This is a genomic window from Brevibacterium sp. XM4083 (assembly GCF_006489205.2).
Lineage (GTDB): Bacteria > Actinomycetota > Actinomycetes > Actinomycetales > Brevibacteriaceae > Brevibacterium.
In genome coordinates, this window is sequence record NZ_VFYR02000005.1 from 187,128 (window position 1) to 205,524 (window position 18,397).

Below are 18,397 nucleotides of genomic sequence, written 5' to 3' on the forward strand. Positions count from 1 at the left end.
CAGGCTGGTGATCCGAGTAGCCTGAGAGCACGTCACCGACTGCCCACGGAGGATGAGGATGAAGCTCGGACTCGCCCAGATCAACACGACCACCGATGTCGCCGGCAACCTCGAGAAGGTGCGCGACTATGCGGGGCGGGCCGCTGCTGACGGTGCCGAGGTCGTCATCTTCCCCGAGGCGACGATGTCGGCGTTCGGGTCGGGTCTGGCCGAGATCGCCGAACGCGAATCCGCAGGCTGGCGTGAGGCTCTCACCCTGCTCGCCGCCGACACCGACACGGCGATCGTCGTCGGGGAGTTCGCCGTCTCCGCCGGCAAGGTCGTCAATCTCCTCGCCGTCTACGCCCCGGACGGCACGCGCTCCGAATACGCGAAGATCCACCTCTACGACGCGTTCGGGTTCAAGGAGTCCGACACCGTCGAGGCGGGGGAGGACCCGGCCCTCGTCGCCCTCGGCGGCGAGGACGTCGGCATCGCCATCTGCTACGACATCCGCTTCCCCAAGCTCTTCGCCGAACTCAGTCGCCGAGGCGCGCGCCTGGCGATCGTCTCCGCATCGTGGGGTGCGGGGCCGGGGAAGGTCGAGCAGTGGGAGCTGCTGGCCCGGGCGCGGGCGGTCGACTCGAACATGTTCGTCGTCGCCGTCGGACAGGCCGATCCGCAGGTCAGCGGCGTGGCCGTGCCTCCGAAGGGGCCGACGGGAGTCGGTCACAGTCTCGTCTCCGATCCGTTCGGGCACGTCATCGTCGCCCTCGGCGGAGAGGAGGCCCTCGAGATCGTCGACCTCGACCTCGGACTCGCCGATGAGGCCGCCGAAGCGCTGCCCGTCCTCGCGAATGCGAAGCTCGGGTACTAGACCCCATCGCGGACTCGCGCACCCGGGCAGAGTGGGAGAATGAGGGCATGGCGATCACCGACAGCCCTGCGCACGTCGACTCCGGAGAGGACTCCGTCTCCCCGCACGAGGGGACAGCTCCGCAGGAGAGAGCAGTTCCGCCGGAGGAGACAGCCCCGAAGGAGGGCCTGCGTGAGCGGAAGAAGCGCGAACGCCAGCGCGCACTGCGCCGGGCCGCGATCGAACTGACCCTGGAGAAGGGGTTCGCCAACGTCACGATCGAGGACATCTGCGAGCGCTGCGGGGTCTCCCGGCGCACCTTCTTCAACTACTTCTCGAGCAAGGAGGAGGCACTCCTCGGGCGGGCGGACACGGTCTTCGACGACGAGGACGAACCGGCGATCGCCGTGTTCGAAGCCGGGGGACCGACGGGCCGGCTGCTCGAGGACCTCGAGCGGCTGCTCGCCGGGGTCGTGCGCACCCGGCTCAGTCACCGCGAGGAGCGCCATCAGTACCATCAGATCCTCAAACAGGAGCCCGCGCTCATGCAGGCGCAGATGTCGCGGATGGGCGAGAACGAACGCCTCTTCCGCGAGATGATCCAGCGACGGCTCGACACGCTCGGTGCCGCCGAGGGGACCGCCCGCGGGGAGGACCCGGGTGCCGTCGGCCGCTGCACGGTCGACGACGGACCGCCGGTCTCACCGAAGGCCGAGGTCCTCGCGGCGCTGGCGATGATGGCGATCAAAGCGACCTTCGTGCGGCTGCGCCGCGTCGAAGGCGACCCGGCGCCGATCATCCACGACCTCTTCGACGAGCTGCGCACGATCTTCGGCGAGGGCTGACGACGCCCTCCGTGCCGAACAGCAGGGCGGCGTCAGCGAGTGCTCAGCGGCCGAGCGGCTGCGTCCACGTCTGTGGGAGCCGCCTGCGGACGTTGCGGCGCGGAGCATTGAAGCCCGCGCGGTCGTGCTTCTTCGTCTCCACCTCGGCGAGGGCTTCGGCCTGGTGCGCGGCATAGGCGAGGGCGACCTGGCGGATCGCGACGACGGCGGCCACCGCGGCGGCACTGGCCATCTCGTCGCTCACCGGCTGGCCGTCGTCGGCGCGCACCTGCGCGCGGTCCTCGACCGAGGGCACCGTCGCAGGCGCCGCGCCCGCCGGGGCCTGGTCGGCCCCGACCGCCTCGGCGCTTCGGGGATCTGACTGCGCATCCGTGCTCATAGGGGGATGTTACCGTGCTTGCGCGCCGGCGCGTCGACGTGCTTGTTCTTCAGGGCACGCAGCGCGCGGACGATCCGGTTGCGGGTCTCGCTCGGCTTGATGACGGCGTCGATGTAGCCCTCCTCGGCCGCGAGGTACGGGTTGAGCAGGGCGTCCTCGTAGTCCTGGATGAGGTCGGCGCGGAGCGCATCGACGTCCTCTCCGGCCTCCTCGGCGGCCTTGAGCCTGCGCCGGTAGACGATGTTCGCCGCCCCCTGGGCGCCCATGACTGCGATCTGCGCCGACGGCCACGCGAGGTTGATGTCGGCGCCGAGCTGCTTCGACCCCATGACGCAGTACGCGCCGCCGTAGGCCTTGCGGGTGATGAGCGTGATGAGCGGAACCGTCGCCTCGCCGTAGGCGTAGATGAGCTTGGCCCCGCGGCGGATGATGCCCCCGAGCTCCTGGTCGGTGCCCGGGAGGAAGCCCGGCACGTCGACGAAGGTGAGGATCGGCAGGTTGAACGCGTCGCAGAGGCGGACGAACCGGGCCGCCTTCTCCGAAGCGTCGATGTCGAGGGTGCCGGCCAGCTGCATGGGCTGGTTGGCGATGACGCCGACGCTCACCCCTTCGACACGGCCGAAGCCGGTGACGACATTCGGTGCGAAGAGCTCGGAGACCTGGAGGAACTCACCGTCGTCGAGCACCGTGGTGACGACGTCGAGGATGTCGTAGGGCTGCGAGGGCGAGTCCGGCATAAGGGTGTCGAGCGCCTCGTCCTCAGGCGTGAGCTCGAGGTCGGACTCGAAGACGTCGGCGTCGGCGGGATCGAGGTTGTTCTGCGGGAGGAAGGAGAGCAGGTCGCGGACGTAGTTGAGGGCGTCCTCCTCGTCGCTGGCGAGGTAGTGGGCGTTGCCGGAGACGGTGTTGTTCGTCCGGCCGCCGCCGAGCTCCTCATGGCCGACCTCCTCACCGGTGACGGTCTTGATGACGTCGGGACCGGTGATATACATGTGGCTGATCTTGTCGACCATGATCGTGACGTCGGTGAGGGCGGGGGAGTAGACCGCGCCGCCGGCCGAGGGGCCCATGATGAGCGAGATCTGGGGGATGACGCCGGAGGAGGCGACGTTGAGGCGGAAGATCTCGGCGAACAGCGCGATCGATCCCACACCCTCCTGGATGCGGGCGCCGCCGGAGTCGTTGATGCCGATGATCGGGCAGCCGAGCTTGAGCGCGAGCTTCTGGACCTTGACGATCTTCCGGCCGTTCGCCTCGGCGAGTGACCCGCCGAGCACGGTGAAGTCGTGCGCGAACACGGCCACGGTCTTTCCGTCGATCGTGCCCAGACCGCACACCACGCCGTCACCGTCGGGACGGTTCTTCTCCATCCCGAACTGGGTGTTGTGGTGCCGGGCGAATTCGTCGATCTCCTGGAACGAGCCCTCGTCGAGGAGCTGGTCGATGCGCTCCCTGGCTGTCTGCTTGCCGCGCTTGTGCTGGTTCTCCACCGACTTCTCGTTGCCGGTGTGGGCCGCGTCCCGACGCGTCAGGAAGGCGTCGATGCGATCGGCGGTGGTGCGTGGGGTTTCCGTCATGCTCCCACCCTATCGAGGGGAGCCGAGTTCATTGTGCACTCCCACCAAAAGAATCTAGAGTGGTCTGGTGACCAGCCAACACGCGCCCTTCCTCGTCGATGTCGAATCGCTCCGCGCCCGTGCGGAGGCCATCGGAATCGACCTTCCGCTCGTCATCTGGGACGAGTCGAGTCCGTCGACGAACGATGCGCTCGCGGCCCTGGTCCACCATCCCGCCGAGGTGACCGCCTCCCCGCAGGTCGTCCGTGACCTCGCCGGTGACGCCCCCGCTGCGGGGCTGGCGGAGCTGACGATCCTCGGCACCGATTTCCAGAGTGCGGGCCACGGCCGACTCGGGCGCACATGGACCGTGCCGCCGCGCCGCTCGCTGACGTTCTCGATCCTGCTCACCCCGACGACACCCGTGCGCACGTGGGGCTGGATCCCGCTCATCACCGGTGAGGCAGTGCGTGCGGCGATCGCCGAGGCGGGGGTGCCCGCCGTGCTCAAATGGCCCAACGATGTGCTCACCGCAGACGGCAGGAAGCTGTGCGGGATCCTCGCCCGCATCGAGACGACGCCGGAGGGTCCGCGCATCGTCCTCGGGATGGGGACGAACACGCGTCTCGAACCTGCGGACCTGCCGCGGGAGGACGCGAGCTCACTGGCGATCGAGCTCGGCGTCGCGGGTTCAGAGATCGATCATGAACGGTTGCTACTGTCGATTCTCAGCACACTTGTTCCCGGCCTGAGGGAGTTGGCAGAGTATGGAGAGGACTTCGGTCGCAGCCCGTTCGCCGCGAGAGTGCGGGCGGGAATGGTGACGCTCGGGACGCGGGTCAAGGTCGAACGCCCCGACGGCAGCTTCCTCGTCGGTGAGGCCACGGGCCTCGACGCGACGGGTGACCTCGTCATCGACGATCGGGTCTCGGTCAGTGCCGGCGACGTCCACCATCTGCGCCCGGCGGCTCCGGCCGACGGGACCGGACCGGAGGCCGGGACTGGTGCGGCGAATGCAGCAGTGGGACGACGCAGCGATGACCGGTGACGGCTCGGCCCGTCGGGACCGGACGGGCGGCATCGTCGAACGCGACCCGCAGTCGCGTCCCGTGGTGCGGGCGAGCAGCGGCGCGCACCTGCGCGGGGACGGCGACGCGTCACACGATGCCGTGAGCGAAGATCGCGCGCAGACGACGCCGGAGGCTGCGACCCCGGCCGCATCGGCACCGCCGAAACCCGTGGGTGCGCCGGAACCGGTCGCTCAGGCCGCTCCATCCGCACCGGCGCGCTCGACGCCGGCCCGAGTCGAGCCCGCACAGACCGGCGACGATGACGATTCCGCGTCACACGCCACGGCAGAAGACGACGATCACGGGCAGGCACCCCAGGCCACAGGCGATGCCGAACTGCCGGCCACCTCGGTGATGCCGGTCATCCAGTCAGCGGAGTCCGGGTCGGAGGAGGCAGGCGAAGACGACGACGCCTCCGAGCCGAACACGACCGCACAGCAGACCGGGAAGCCGATGTCGTCCGACTTCTTCGGCGGCCTGCACGAGGACCCGCGCACCTCGGCGCTGAGCATCGTCGACGAGGACACCGACGACGATCCGATCTACGAGACCCGGAGTGCTGCCGAACGCCTCGAGGAGATCCTCCTCGACGGCAAGCGCGTGCTCGATCGTCGCGAAGCGGCGAAGCTCGGCGGCATCTCGACGGTCTCGGCGCGGAAGATGTGGCGGGCGCTCGGGATGTCGCAGACCGATGAGCACGACAAGGCGTACACGGTCAGCGATGCGCATGCGCTGCGGATGTGGGCGAAGCCGGTGGCCGACGGGCTCATCGACCAGGAGACGGCGCTGTCGCTGGCGCGCGCGATCGGGCAGACGACGGACCGGCTCGTCGTGTGGCAGATGGAGACGCTCGTTGAGTACCTCACCGAGGAGAAGGGCATGAGCGAGCCCGAGGCCCGGCGGGAGGCGCTCGAGGTCATCGAGGACCTCATCGATCCGATGCAGAAGATGCTCGTGTATTCGTGGCGGCGCAACCTCGCCGAGGTGATGGGCCGCCTCAACGTCAACGTGTCCGACGGTCTCGCGATGGACAACCGGCAGGGCTGGTACGACTCGTCGATGCCGCTGGCGCGGGCGGTCGGGTTCATCGACCTCGTCTCCTACACGCGCTTGTCGCAGAAGCTCGAGCCGAGGCAGCTGGCGAACATGGTCCAGGAGTTCCAGGGCATCTGCTACAACATCGTTGCCACCGGGGGCGGGCGGATCATCAAGACCGTCGGCGACGAGGTGTTCTTCGCCGCCGAGACGCCGATGGCCGGCGCCGAGATCGCGATGACCCTCATGGAGCGCGTGTCCGCGGCCGCCGATCTGCCCCAGGCGCGGGTCGGGTTCGTGTGGGGGAGGGTGCTCTCCCGCCTCGGCGACATCTTCGGCTCGAGCGTCAACCTCGCCGCCCGGCTCACGGCCGTCGCCGAGCCCGGAACGATCTTCACCGACGAGGAGACCGCGCGTGTGCTGTCGACCTCCGACGCCTACGTCTTCGAACCTCGGGGATCGCTGACCCTCCAGGGTCTCGGGGAGACGGGCATCTGCCAGATGCTGCGCGGCACGGCGGCGCGGATGAAGCTCGACCTCGACGACGAGAGCTGAGCCCCGTGGGCTGAGTTCCGAGGCCTGAGTCTCGAGGCCTGAGTCCACAGGTGTGAGCGCGTCGCGCGCTCGGAACTCAGACGGGCGCCCCGGCTTTCACAAGGGCGCCCCGCGACTCAGAAGAGCGCGGAGTCGTCGTCTTCGTCGTGGGAGACGATGACGCCGTTGTCGGTGTCGATGCGGGCGCGGGCGATCGCCTCGCGCGCGTCGTCGACGTCGAGGTCGAAGCCGTCGAGGCTCGTCGCCAAGCCTCCCGTCCCCGGTGCCTGCGCCGCCACGGCATCGGCCCCGGTGTCCCCGGAGCCTGCGTCACCGAAGTCCGCACCATCACCTGCGGCTGCGACATCATCCGGACCGCCGAGGCGGGGGAGCGTGCCGATGACATCGATCTTCGACTCGAGCGGGGAGCCCGAGCCGTCGCGCTTCGACATCTCGGTCGGCAGGGTCCGCGCACCGCCGGCCGAGGCTGCCGCCTGCGGTGAGTCGCCGACCCACGCGAGCGAGAGCTCGGTCTCGCCCTTGAGGAACTTGTGGGCCCGCACACCGGCGGTCGCCCGGCCCTTCGTCGGGAACTCGACGAACTCGCTGACCTTGATCGACGACGACGGGGCGCCGTAGAAGTTCTCTCCGCTGGCGATCGTCACGACCGACAGCGCCATCTCCTCATCGGGTTCGGCGGGGACGGCGCCGAAGAAGATCGCCGTCGCCTCGGCGGCGAGCTTGATGCCGGCGACGCCGGAGGCGTTCCAGCCCTGCGCCCGCAGTCCCGAGGCGTCGAAGGCGAGCAGCTGGGCGTTCGAGGTGACGAACACGGCCCGCGACGCATCGATCTCCCGCGGCTGGGCGATGCCGATGACGGCGTCCTTGCCCTTGAGGGCGATCGCATCCCACTCGGACTTGTTCGGCCGTCCGGCCACCGACACCCGCTTGACGACGCCCTCGGCGGTGCCGAGGAGGAACTCGCGGTCGAGGTCGATGAGCCCGATGACCTTCTCGGACTTCTCCAGCGCCATGTACTCGGCGATCTTCACCCCGCCGGCGACGTTGGGTCGCGCCGCTCCCGGGGGCAGCGCCGGGAGGTCGACGACATCGACCATGTGGAGCCGGCCGGTCGACGTCACCGCACCGATCCGGCCTTGCGTCGTCGTCACGATCTCCGAGACGAGCGCATCGTGGCTGGCGCGCTTGCCCGACCGGGCGAGCACGGCGGCGTCGGAGGTCCGCGCGATGCGTCCCGACGTCGAGAGGAGCACCCGGGTCGGGGCGTCGGCGATCTTGAGGTTCTCCGGGGCCTTCTTGCCCTTGGCCGTGAGCTCCTTCATCGCCCCTTCGATGAGCACGGTCCGGCGCGGGGTGCCGATGATCTCGGCGGTGGCATCGAGTTCGGTGGCGACGAGCTCACGCAGCTTCGCCTCATCGGCGAGCAGACCCTCGAGGTACTCGATGCGGTTCTTGAGCTCATCGCGTTCGGCTTCGAGTTCGAGGCGGGAGAACTTCGTCAGGCGCCGCAGCTGCAGATCGAGGATGTACGTGGCCTGGAGCTCCGAGAGATCGAAGACGTCCATGAGCCGGGTCCGTGCGGTCGCGGCGTCGTCGGAGGAGCGGATGAGCTGGATGACCTCGTCGATGTCGAGGATCGCGATGAGCAGACCCTCGACGAGGTGGAGGCGGTCCTTGGCCTTGCGCAGCTGGAACACCGTGCGCCGACGCACGACGTCGATGCGGTGGGAGAGGTAGACAGTGAGGAGGTCGCGGAGTCCGAGGGTGCGCGGCTGGCCCTCGACGAGGCACACGTTGTTGATGCCGAAGGACTCCTCGAGCGGCGTCTGCCGGTAGAGCTCGGCGAGCACGGCTTCGGGGTTGAACCCGTTCTTGATCCCGATGACGAGCCGCAGACCGTTCTTCCGGTCCGAGTAGTCGTCGATCGAGGCGATGCCGGTGAGCTTCTTCGCCCCGACCGCGTCCTTGACCTTCGCGACGACCTTCTCCGGGCCGACGAGGTAGGGCAGCTCGGTGACGACGATGCCCTTGCGCCGGGCGTTGATGTTCTCGATCGAGACCGTCGCACGGGTGCGGAACGTCCCGCGCCCCGTCTCGTACGCCTCCCGCACGCCGTCGAGTCCGATGATCCGCCCGCCCGTGGGCAGGTCGGGACCCGGAATGAAGCGCATGAGCTCGGCGAGATCGGCCTCGGGGTTGCGGATGAGGTGGCAGCACGCGGCGATGACCTCGCCGGGATTGTGCGGGGCCATGTTCGTCGCCATGCCCACCGCGATGCCCGAGGCGCCGTTGATGAGGAGGTTGGGGAACGCGCTCGGCAGGACTTCGGGCTGGGTGAGCGTGTTGTCGTAGTTGGGGACGAAGTCGACGACCTCTTCGTCGAGGCCGGCGATCATCTGCATCGACGCCGTCGTCAGCCTGGCCTCGGTGTAGCGGGGGGCCGCGGGGCCGTCGTCGAGGGTGCCGAAGTTGCCGTGGCCGTCGACGAGGGGCACGCGCATGATGAAGTCCTGGCTGAGCCGGACGAGGGCGTCGTAGATCGCAGTGTCACCGTGGGGATGGAGCTTGCCCATGACATCGCCGACGATGCGCGAGGACTTCACATGGCCGCGGTCGGGGCGCAGCCCCATGTCGCCCATCTGGTAGACGATGCGCCGCTGCACGGGTTTGAGGCCGTCGCGGGCATCGGGAAGCGCGCGTGAGTAGATGACCGAGTAGGCGTACTCGAGGTACGAACTCTCCATCTCCGCCGAGACGTCGACATCGATGACTCTGCCTTCGGTCATGGAACTCCTTCGACACGTGGAACACTGCAGCGCCGTCGAGCACTGACGACGGCACCCGTCGATTCTAGCGTTCTGGCAGGGTTCCCCGGCTCAACTGCGCCGGTTCGTGTCGGATTCCGCGCAGAGCTCACGCCGACCGGACGCTCAGCCCCGATGCGCGGGGCAGTCAGGCCGAGACCGGCGGGGCGCACCTCAGCTCAGGCGGAGGCGAATTCGGCGCGCAGCCACTTGTCGAGCTCGCTGATGTACTTCTCGACCCGCTCGCGGCTCGCGGTGCCCGAGATCAGCTCGGTGATCATCATCCCGAGCACCGAACTCGAGATCCGCTTCGCCAGGTCGGGCTCGACGCCGCTGAGTCGGGCGACGAAGGCGTCGACCTGGTCCATGTTCGCCTGCTTCGCGGCGACGGCCTCGGTCGGCAGCGCGGGATCGAGGCCGAGCATCACCGAGGTGTAGAAGCGGCTGCGGTCGGTGGTCAGCAGCTCCATGCACAGGCCGACCGCGGCATCGAGCTGGGTGGTCTCGTCGTTTCCTGCAGTGTCGAGGAGTCGCTCGAGGCGACGGGCGTTGAGTTCGCCGATCCTCTCCATGATCCCGGTGATGAGGGCGTCGCGGGTGCGGTAGACGTTGGACGTCGAACCGACCGGCAGCTCCGCCATCGCATCGACGGCCCGATGGGTGAGTCCGCGGACTCCCTGTTCGGCGACGACGGCGATCGCGGAATCCGTGACGACATCTTTACGCGAAATCAATACTCTCAGCCTCGCTCTCATGCGGCTGTTCCCGATCAAGGGTGCCTGCTGACGGTGAAGGACGAACACTGCTCACTGCCATGTCACGTTTTCACCTTCTCGTTGAATGGCACAAAACGATAATTATTCATGGAGGAACGGAATCAGACACTACAGGTTCGGTGCCGGAATTGGTATAAGACGCGCCAAACTGACAGTCGGTTCCCACTTATCGGGTCGAATTCGCAGGTCCGGCGCGATCTCACCCGATAAAGGTCCATGTCAGCAAGGTCAGCTGAGCAGTCGCCTTGTCGTGTCGATCCGGGTCGCGTCCGCGAGCAGCGAGATCCGCACGCTGAGGATGTAGCTGTCGGTCTCGGTCGCGACGATCGGGTGCATCTCGACGTCGAGGATCTGCGGATGGCGTTCGACGAGGACGGAGAGGCGCTCGAGGACGTCGATGAGCGGATCGATGTTGACCGGGGGCAGACCTCGGTAGCCGAACAGCCTCGGCGAGGATTTGATCGCGCGGATCATCTCACCCGCGTCCTTGTCGGTGAGCGGGGAGACGCGGTGCTCGACATCGCCGAGGAGCTCGGTCGTGTCCCCGGCCAGAGAGAACGAGAGCATCGGCCCGAGCAGCCGGTCCTCGCCGGCGCGGATCACGCACGGCACCCCGGGCGGGGCCATCGCCTGGACGTCGACGAGGGGCTCCTCGTCGGCCCCGAGCGATTCGATGAGGGCCTGGAGGGCCGTGAAGTCCTCGACGAGTTCGTCGGGGGTGTCGATGTTGAGCCGCACCCCGCCGAGCTCCATGCGGTGGCGCAGGGCCTTCGTCACCGCCTTGAGCGCGACCGGGTAGCCGAGCGTCTCGGCCGCCTTGAGCCCCTCGTCCACCGAGGCGGCCGTGATGTAGGGCATCGTCTCGATTCCGTAGCAGTCGAGGAGCGCCCTGGCCTGATCGCGCTCGAGGACGACGGGGCAGCCGGGCCGCGCATCGGTGAGCGCGGCGTCGACGATGTCGCGCACGCCCTTGTCGTCGAGGTCCTCGATCTCGAGGAAGTTGCCGTGATCGGCCGAGCGCCACCGGGCGTAGTCCGTCGCCCGCGCGAGCGCCCACACGGCATCCTCGGGACCCACGTAGCTCGGGACGGTGTGGGTCACGCGCTTGCCGTCGGAGTCGGTGAGGAAGCTCGTGAGCTCGTCCTGGACGCCGAGGATGCCGAGGAAGCAGGCCACCGTCGTCTTCGACGACCGGGCGGCGGTCTCGGCGAGCACCGCGGCGATCTCGCTCTCCTCGGCTCCGGCCGAGGGCGTGAAGTTGACGATGACGGAATCGATGTCGTCCCGGTCGTACATCGCGGTGAGCCTCTCGCCGAAGGTCTCGGCATCGACCTCGGGGTGGAGGGAGACGGTCGCGGATTCGACGCTCAGCCCTTCTGCCCGGGCCCGTTGGACGATGAGGGTCGACAGCGCGGCGGAGTTCCCGATGACACCGACCCGGCGCCCCGCCGGCAGCGGCTGGGTCGAGAACACCTGAGCGAGGTCGAAGAGCTGGTGGACGGTGTCGGCCCTGACCACCCCGGCCTGGCCGAGCACCTGGTCGAGGGTGTGCGGGGCGAGTGAGGACGTGCGCACGACGTGGCCGGGCGGCAGCTCACGCCCGGTGACATCGGACTTGACGACGATGACGGGTTTGACGCGGGAGACGCGCCGGGCGATGCGGGAGAACTTCCGCGGGTTGCCGATCGATTCGAGGTAGAGGCCGACGGTCTTCGTCGCCGGATCCTCCTCCCAGTACTGGAGGACGTCGTTGCCGGACATGTCGGCGCGGTTGCCGGCCGAGACGAACGTCGAGATGCCCAAGCCCCGCGTCTTCGCCGCCGCGAGCAGGGCCGTGCCGAGCGCCCCGGACTGGCTGAACAGGCCGAGGGTGCCCGGTTCGGGGAGGAACGGGGCGAGTGAGGCGTTGAGGGAGACGTCCTCGGCCTCGTTGACGATGCCGAAGGAGTTCGGCCCGATGAGCCGCATGCCGTACGCCCGCGAGGTCGCGACGACCTGGCGCTGGAGCTCGGCACCGGCGCGGCCGGTCTCGGCGAAGCCCGAGGAGATGACGAGCACGCCCTTGGCGCCGTGGGCGGCGCACTCCTGGACGACCTCGGTGACGGATTCCGCGGGCACGGCGATGACGGCGAGGTCGGCGGTGCCCGGCAGCTCGGCGAGGCTCGGGTACGCCGGGACGCCGGCGACCTGGTCGGCCTCGGGGTGGACGACCCAGAGCTCGCCCTTGAAGTCCGCGGAGACGATGTTGCGGATGAGGAGGTTGCCCGTGGAGTTGCGCTTGCGGCTGGCGCCGATGACGACCACCGAGGCGGGATGGAGGACGGTGCGCACGCTCTTGGCCTCAGCACGGTGCTCGCGGGTGGCCTGGACCTCGAGCGAGCGGGCGGTGGGGTCGATGTCGAAGCTCACGGCCACGACCCCGTCGTCGAAGCCGCGGCTGACCTCGTAGCCGGCGGCCTGGAAGACCTGGAGCATCGAGCGGTTCTGGGGGAGCACCTCGGCGGTGAATTTGCGCAGCCCCGATTCCCGGGCGGCCGCGGCGAGGTGCTCGAGGAGGATCGAGCCGATCCCGCGGCCCTGGTGGGCGTCGGCGATGTTGAATGCGACCTCCGCGGTGCCCGGGGAGATCTTGTCGTAGCGGCCGACCCCGATGATGTCGTCGCCGATCGTCATCACGAGCGCCACCCGGTCGTGGTGGTCGACGTTGACGAAGCGGTCGAGGTCGCGTTTGGGCAGTTTGGGCAGGGGCGCGAAGAAGCGGAGGTAGATCGACTCCGGCGACTGCGACTCGTGCATCCGGGACAGCGCCTCGGCGTCGTCGGGAACGATCGGACGCAGGTGCGCGGTGCCGCCGTCGCGCAGCACGACGTCGGCCTCCCACGCGGCAGGATAGTCTTCCATACCCCAAGCATAGGTGCCCGACCGGTGCGTTCGCGGCTGGGAACGGGTGTGCGAGTACGGCACAATGGTGGGCATGTCTCTACCCGACGTCCTCGTCCGCGATCTCCAATCGGCCGGCTACTACCCGCAGCTCACCGAGGGGATCCTCGCCGACTCCCTCTACGACGAACCGGTGCTCAGCCACTTCGTCCACATCGACACCCACGTCGACATCGAATCGATCCACCGGCACGTCACGGCGTTCGTCCTCACCGAGACCCGTCTCCTCCTCGCCCACGTCGACGATGACCCCGCCGTGGCTCCCGGCGGCAAGGCGCGGGCGGTGACGAGCAGCGAGGACATCGAACTCGAGCGCCTCGGCACCGTCATGGTCGGGCGCACCTTCGCCGACCCCGCCTCGTATGCCCCGGGCGACGCCCCGGTCGAGGTCTCGCTGACGCTGTCGTGGGGTGCTGCCCGGCGCATCGAGGCGTTCCCGGAGACCTGCGGTGACCCGGACTGCATGGGCGACCACGGGTACGGGGGGTCGATCTTCGCCGAGGACGTCCTCCTCCGCGTCTCCGCCGAAGCCGAAGGACAGGCCGCCGTCGACCGCATCGCCGACTTCGCCGACCGCCTGCGCGCCGCCGTCTTCCACGCCCGCCTCCGGTCGCGGCGCTGATGGCCGACCTCCCCTCGCACCAGGTCCCCACCGCGAGCCTGCTCGCTCCTCCCGACTACGGCAGTCCCCTTCTCTCCGATGTCGTCCCGGCTGCGGCGCTCAGCCTCGGCGCCGGCGGCGTCCTCGATGACACCGCGGCCCGGCGCGCGCAGCGCCTCGGACTCGACCGCGAGGTGCGCACCGCGATCGTCGTCCTCATCGACGGCCTCGGCGAGCAGCTGCTCGCCCGCGACAGCGGCTACACCCCGTTCTTCCGGTCCCTGGCCGGCCAGCGGCGGACCGTGTCGACGGGATTCCCGTCGACGACGGCGAACTCCCTGTCCTCATTCGCCACCGGCAGGCTGCCCGGGGCCCACGGCGTCGTCGGCTACCGGCTGCTCGACCCCGCGAAGGACGCGGTGTTCAACCAGCTGACGTGGGATCTCGACGTCGATCCCGTGAGCTGGGTGCCCGACGCCACGCTCTTCGAGCGCCTGGAGACCGCCGGAGTCGACGTCGTCAGCCTCGGGGAGGCGAAGTTCGCCGGTCGCGGACTCAACCGCGCCTCCCTGCGCGGGGGCCGGTTCCGGGCGTCGAAGACGCTCGAGGAGCGGTGCGCGCAGGCACTCGCCGAGGTGCGGGCCCCGGGCACCCGGCTCGTCTACCTCTACTGGGGCGGACTCGACAAGACCGGGCACGTCCACGGCTCGAACTCGGCGCAGTGGACCGAGGAGCTCGAACGCATCGACCTCGCCCTGTCCCGGCTCGCCCAGGACCTGCCGGGCGATGCGGCGATGATCGTCACCGCCGACCACGGGATGGTCGACGTCGACCACGACACCCGCCTCGACCTCGTCGACGCTCCCGAGCTCAAGGCCGGTCTGCGCCACCTCGGCGGGGAGCCGCGGGCCCTCCACCTCTATGCGCAGCCCGGCGCCGCCGGCGATGTCGCGGCGGCGTGGACGGAGACGCTGGGGGAGCGGGCGCTCGTCCTGCCGCAGGCCGACGCGGTGCGGCGGAACTACTTCGGTCCCGTCGATCCCCGGGTCCGCGGGCGCATCGGGGACGTCGTCGTCATCTGCACCGACGGCTTCGCCGTCGTCGATTCGGAGACGGAGTCAGCCTCGGCCCTCGCGCTCATCGGCCATCACGGGGCGACTACGGCACGCGAACTCGAGATCCCGCTCCTCGTCGTCTGACGCCGGTCCGCGGGACTGCAGCACTGGCGTCAGTGCCGTCGTCGGTCGCGATGTCTTCAGCGGTGCCGCTCGCGGCGTCGTCGGCGCTCGCGACGCTGTCGCAGTCGTCGTCGGCGCTCGCGTCGCTGTCGTCGGTCGCGACGATGGCCCGCCTCGGCGAGGTCGTGCCGGGAACGCGGTAGAGGACGCGGCTGTACATGATGTAGCGGAAGATGTTGCCCAGCAGCACGCCGACGACGTTGGCGGAGATGTTGTCGGCCAGGGGCGAGGTCCAGCCCATGACGTAATGGCTGACGATGAGGCAGAGGCCGGCGATGCCGAGCCCGGCGAGGTTGACGAGGAAGAAGCCGATCGCCTCGCGCCAGGGCCGGCTCGTGCGGCCGTCGCGGAACGTCCAGTGCCGGGAGCCGAGCCAGCTCACCGTCGTCGCCGCCGCCACGGACACGACCTTGGGGATGAGCGGACCGATGTCGGTGGTGAAGAGGATGAGGTTGAAGACGCCGAGGTCGACGAGGAACGCGATCGTCCCGACGGCGGTGAACTTCGCCAGACGGGAGAGCTCGGACCGGGTGCGTCCCATGTCCCTCCTCATCTCGCGGCTCGTGGTCTCCTGGCTCGTGGGCGGAGACCCGAGGTCATCGTACGACAGCCGGATCGGCGTTCCCTGCGGACAGGGGCGTCCGCAGCGGACAGGGGAGCCGACGGGAGCCGGAGGACTGCCCTCGCGCACCGTTCGGAGCGGCCCCGCGATAGGATGGCAGGCGTGACTTTTCCTACCATCGGCGTCATCGGCGGCGGTCAGCTCGCCCGCATGCTCGCCCCCGCCGCCGAAGCCCTCGGCGTGAGATTCGCCGTCCTCTCCGAGTCCGCTGACGCCCCCGCCGCGCAGGTCATCCACGACGTCACGGTCGGCGACTACACGGATCTTGCGACGCTCAAGGCCTTCGCCGAGACCGTCGACGTCATCACCTTCGACCACGAGCACGTCCCGCCGGAGCACCTCGAGGCCCTCGTCGCCGCCGGGCACGCCGTCCGCCCGGGACCGCAGGCGCTCATCTTCGCCCAGGACAAGATCCTCATGCGCCGGAAGATGGACGAACTCGGCCTGCCCAACCCCCGGTGGGCGGAGATCGGCAGCCTCGCCGATGCCGAGGCCTTCGCCGCCGAGGCGGGTCTGCCCTTCATCCTCAAGACCCCGCGCGGGGGCTATGACGGCAAGGGCGTGCGCGTCATCTCCGACCTCGCCGAGGTCACCGAATGGCTCGCCGAGGTCCCCGTCCTCCTCGCCGAGGAGAAGGTCGACTTCACCCGGGAGCTCGCCGTCATGGTCGGTCGGTCCCCGATGGGTCAGACGGCCGTGTGGCCGGTCGTCGAGACCTGGCAGCAGGACGGCGTGTGCAAAGAGGCGATCGCTCCGGCCCCCGGTCTGCCCGGGCAGAAGGCGACCGCGATCACCGAGGCGGTCCTCACCGTCGCCGGTGCCCTCGACGTCACCGGGGTGATGGCGATGGAGATGTTCGAGACCCCGGACGGCTTCCTCATCAACGAATTCGCGATGCGCCCCCACAACACCGGGCACTGGACCCAGGACGGCTCGGTGACGAGCCAGTTCGAACAGCACCTGCGCGCCGTTCTCGACCTGCCGCTCGGCAGCCCCGCGGCCCGCGACGAGGTCTCGGTCATGGTCAACATCCTCGGCGCCGACCACGAGGACCTCTACCATCCCTACCTCCACGTCATGGCCCACGACCCCGACGTCAAGGTCCACCTCTACGGCAAGGGCGTGCGCCCGGGGCGGAAGGTCGGACACGTCAACGCGTACGGCGCCGATCGCGCGCTCGTCCTCGCCCGAGCCCGGCACGCCGCGGACTTCATCGCCGGCGTCGACGTCGACCCGCACCCGAGCCTGCCGACACCGACCGATCTCACTCCGGAGGGCGCGGACGACAGCGCGCCCCGCGCGACCTCAGCCGAGGAAAGGGACTGACATGACCACCTCCACGCAGCAGACCGACGAGGCGACCGCCTCGGCGAGCGTCCCCGTCGGGATCGTCATGGGATCGGACTCGGACTGGCCGACGATGCGGGCCGCCGCTGAGGCGCTCACCGAACTCGGCATCGCCTCGACCGCCGAGGTGGTCTCGGCCCACCGCATGCCCGAGGACATGATCGAGTGGGCGCGGACTGCGGCCGACCGCGGACTGCGCGTCATCATCGCCGGGGCCGGGGGCGCGGCGCACCTGCCGGGGATGATCGCATCGATGACGTCCCTGCCGGTCATCGGGGTGCCCGTGCCGCTGAAGCACCTCGACGGCATGGACTCCCTCCTCTCGATCGTCCAGATGCCCGGCGGCGTGCCCGTCGCGACGGTCTCGATCGGAGGAGCGAAGAACGCAGGACTGCTTGCGGCACGGATCCTCGCCGCCGGCACCGACGCCGAGGCGCTCGCCCTCCGCGGCCGACTCGACGACTACCGGGCCACCCTCCGCCAGGTCGCCCTCGACAAAGGGGCGGCACTCGGGCAATAATTGTTGACTGAACGATCGATCAGTCAAAGGAGCACGATGTTCGACCTCTACCAGCCCAGTGACGAGCACGAAGAGATCCGCGCGGCGGTGCGCGACGTCGTCGAGAAGCGGATCGCGCCCTTCGCGGCCGAGGTCGACGCCGAGTCCCGGTACCCGCAGGAAGCCCACGACGCGCTCGTCGAGACCGACTTCTTCGCCGCCCACATCCCCGAAGAGTACGGGGGAGTCGGAGCCGATGCCCTGGCGGTGGCGATCATCATCGAAGAGGTCGCGCGCGCCTGCGCCTCGTCCTCGCTCATCCCCGCGGTCAACAAGCTCGGCAGCATGCCCGTCCAGCTCGGCGGAGACGACGCGATCAAGGAGAAGTACCTCACCCCCGTCGCCCGCGGCGAGGCCGGATTCTCCTACGGGCTGTCCGAACGCGAGGCCGGCTCCGACACCGCCTCGATGACGACGCGGGCGACCCGCGACGGCGATGACTGGGTGCTCAACGGCGTGAAGACGTGGATCACCAACGCCGGCGTCTCCGAGTACTACACGGTCATGGCCGTGACCGATCCCGACGGCGCCCGCGGACGCAACATCTCCGCGTTCGTCGTCGAGAAGTCCGACGAGGGCTTCACGTTCGGTGAGAAGGAGCGCAAGCTTGGCATCAAGGGCTCGCCGACCCGAGAGCTGCTCTTCGACAACGTCCGGCTGCCCGGCGACCGCATCGTCGGCGCCCCGGGGGAGGGCCTGAAGATCGCACTGCGCACCCTCGACCACACGCGCGTGACGATCGCCGCCCAGGCCGTCGGCATCGCCCAGGGCGCACTCGACTACGCGCTGGGCTACGTCAAGGAGCGCCAGCAGTTCGGCAAGCGCATCGCCGACTTCCAGGCCATCCAGTTCATGCTCGCCGACATGGGCATGAAGCTCGAGGCCGCGCGTCAGCTCACCTACACCGCGGCGGCGAAGAGCGAACGCGGCGACGCCGACCTCACGTACTTCGGGGCCGCCGCGAAGGCGTTCGCCTCGGATGCCGCGATGGAGATCACGACCGACGCCGTCCAGCTCCTCGGCGGGGCCGGCTACGTCGTCGACCACCCCGTCGAGCGGATGATGCGCGACGCGAAGATCACCCAGATCTACGAGGGCACGAACCAGATCCAGCGCCTCGTCATGGGTCGCCAGCTGCTCGGCTAGCGCGAGCTGCCCGGCCGCGCCGCCGGCAGTCGCGCACCCGGCAGCGCGACCGACGCGGGACCGCAGCGGGAGGCGGACACGTGGTCTGC

Annotated in this window: 15 protein-coding genes; 9 read left to right on the forward strand and 6 right to left on the reverse strand. The window is 69.3% G+C overall.

Annotated features, from left to right (window positions below):
* Positions 1-58 precede the first annotated feature (58 nt).
* Together FJ887_RS16025 and FJ887_RS16030 are read left to right on the forward strand one after the other, a co-directional pair.
* Entirely contained in the window at positions 59-856 is a 798-nt protein-coding gene (locus FJ887_RS16025; RefSeq protein ID WP_137824155.1) for a carbon-nitrogen hydrolase family protein, read from the forward strand.
* Positions 857-903: 47 nt separating this feature from the next.
* Entirely contained in the window at positions 904-1,680 is a 777-nt protein-coding gene (locus tag FJ887_RS16030; RefSeq protein ID WP_137824154.1) for a TetR/AcrR family transcriptional regulator, read from the forward strand.
* A gap of 43 nt (positions 1,681-1,723) precedes the next feature.
* On the opposite strand, the gene FJ887_RS16035 is transcribed toward FJ887_RS16030, so the two are convergent.
* Both FJ887_RS16035 and FJ887_RS16040 read right to left on the reverse strand, forming a co-directional pair.
* The gene (locus FJ887_RS16035) at positions 1,724-2,059 is read right to left on the reverse strand and encodes a hypothetical protein (protein WP_249356396.1); all 336 of its coding nucleotides are present in this window, start codon (positions 2,057-2,059) and stop codon (positions 1,724-1,726) included.
* Complete coding sequence (locus FJ887_RS16040; RefSeq protein ID WP_137824153.1) at positions 2,056-3,636, reverse strand: acyl-CoA carboxylase subunit beta; 1,581 nt, start codon at positions 3,634-3,636, stop codon at positions 2,056-2,058. The genes FJ887_RS16035 and FJ887_RS16040 overlap by 4 nt, the downstream gene beginning before the upstream one ends.
* A 67-nt stretch (positions 3,637-3,703) precedes the next feature.
* Here FJ887_RS16040 and FJ887_RS16045 point away from each other — a divergent pair, with 67 nt between their 5' ends.
* Both FJ887_RS16045 and FJ887_RS16050 read left to right on the forward strand, forming a co-directional pair.
* Positions 3,704-4,663: a biotin--[acetyl-CoA-carboxylase] ligase gene (locus FJ887_RS16045; protein ID WP_137824152.1), complete on the forward strand. Its 960-nt coding sequence runs from the start codon at positions 3,704-3,706 to the stop codon at positions 4,661-4,663.
* Positions 4,629-6,275, forward strand: a complete 1,647-nt coding sequence (locus FJ887_RS16050) for an adenylate/guanylate cyclase domain-containing protein (RefSeq protein WP_249356393.1) — start codon at positions 4,629-4,631, stop codon at positions 6,273-6,275. Before FJ887_RS16045 ends, FJ887_RS16050 begins: the two co-directional genes overlap by 35 nt.
* 116 nt (positions 6,276-6,391) lie before the next feature.
* On the opposite strand, the gene FJ887_RS16055 is transcribed toward FJ887_RS16050, so the two are convergent.
* The 3 genes from FJ887_RS16055 to FJ887_RS16065 all read right to left on the reverse strand — a co-directional run bounded on the left by FJ887_RS16055 (position 6,392) and on the right by FJ887_RS16065 (position 12,756).
* Positions 6,392-9,061, reverse strand: a complete 2,670-nt coding sequence (locus FJ887_RS16055) for a DNA gyrase/topoisomerase IV subunit A (protein ID WP_137824151.1) — start codon at positions 9,059-9,061, stop codon at positions 6,392-6,394.
* Positions 9,062-9,258: 197 nt separating this feature from the next.
* Positions 9,259-9,813, reverse strand: a complete 555-nt coding sequence (locus tag FJ887_RS16060) for a TetR/AcrR family transcriptional regulator (protein WP_137824150.1) — start codon at positions 9,811-9,813, stop codon at positions 9,259-9,261.
* 270 nt (positions 9,814-10,083) lie between these two features.
* Entirely contained in the window at positions 10,084-12,756 is a 2,673-nt protein-coding gene (locus tag FJ887_RS16065) for a bifunctional acetate--CoA ligase family protein/GNAT family N-acetyltransferase (protein WP_137824149.1), read from the reverse strand.
* Between the two features lie 73 nt (positions 12,757-12,829).
* Here FJ887_RS16065 and FJ887_RS16070 point away from each other — a divergent pair, with 73 nt between their 5' ends.
* Together FJ887_RS16070 and FJ887_RS16075 are read left to right on the forward strand one after the other, a co-directional pair.
* Positions 12,830-13,417 (forward strand): DUF5998 family protein, encoded by a 588-nt coding sequence (locus FJ887_RS16070; RefSeq protein ID WP_137824148.1) that lies wholly within the window; start codon positions 12,830-12,832, stop codon positions 13,415-13,417.
* Positions 13,417-14,595, forward strand: a complete 1,179-nt coding sequence (locus FJ887_RS16075) for an alkaline phosphatase family protein (protein WP_137824147.1) — start codon at positions 13,417-13,419, stop codon at positions 14,593-14,595. The genes FJ887_RS16070 and FJ887_RS16075 overlap by 1 nt, the downstream gene beginning before the upstream one ends.
* Here the strand turns inward: FJ887_RS16075 and FJ887_RS16080 are convergent.
* Positions 14,555-15,175 (reverse strand): GtrA family protein, encoded by a 621-nt coding sequence (locus FJ887_RS16080; RefSeq protein ID WP_137824146.1) that lies wholly within the window; start codon positions 15,173-15,175, stop codon positions 14,555-14,557. The genes FJ887_RS16075 and FJ887_RS16080 overlap by 41 nt on opposite strands.
* A gap of 231 nt (positions 15,176-15,406) precedes the next feature.
* On the opposite strand from FJ887_RS16080, the gene FJ887_RS16085 reads away from it, so the two are divergent.
* Genes FJ887_RS16085 through FJ887_RS16095 form a run of 3 tightly spaced genes read left to right on the forward strand, consistent with a single transcriptional unit; the run spans position 15,407 to position 18,308 of the window.
* Positions 15,407-16,582, forward strand: a complete 1,176-nt coding sequence (locus tag FJ887_RS16085; protein WP_284711335.1) for a 5-(carboxyamino)imidazole ribonucleotide synthase — start codon at positions 15,407-15,409, stop codon at positions 16,580-16,582.
* 1 nt (position 16,583) lies between these two features.
* Positions 16,584-17,123 (forward strand): 5-(carboxyamino)imidazole ribonucleotide mutase, encoded by a 540-nt coding sequence (gene purE / locus FJ887_RS16090; protein ID WP_137824144.1) that lies wholly within the window; start codon positions 16,584-16,586, stop codon positions 17,121-17,123.
* Between the two features lie 36 nt (positions 17,124-17,159).
* Positions 17,160-18,308: an acyl-CoA dehydrogenase family protein gene (locus FJ887_RS16095; protein ID WP_137824143.1), complete on the forward strand. Its 1,149-nt coding sequence runs from the start codon at positions 17,160-17,162 to the stop codon at positions 18,306-18,308.
* Positions 18,309-18,397 lie beyond the last annotated feature (89 nt).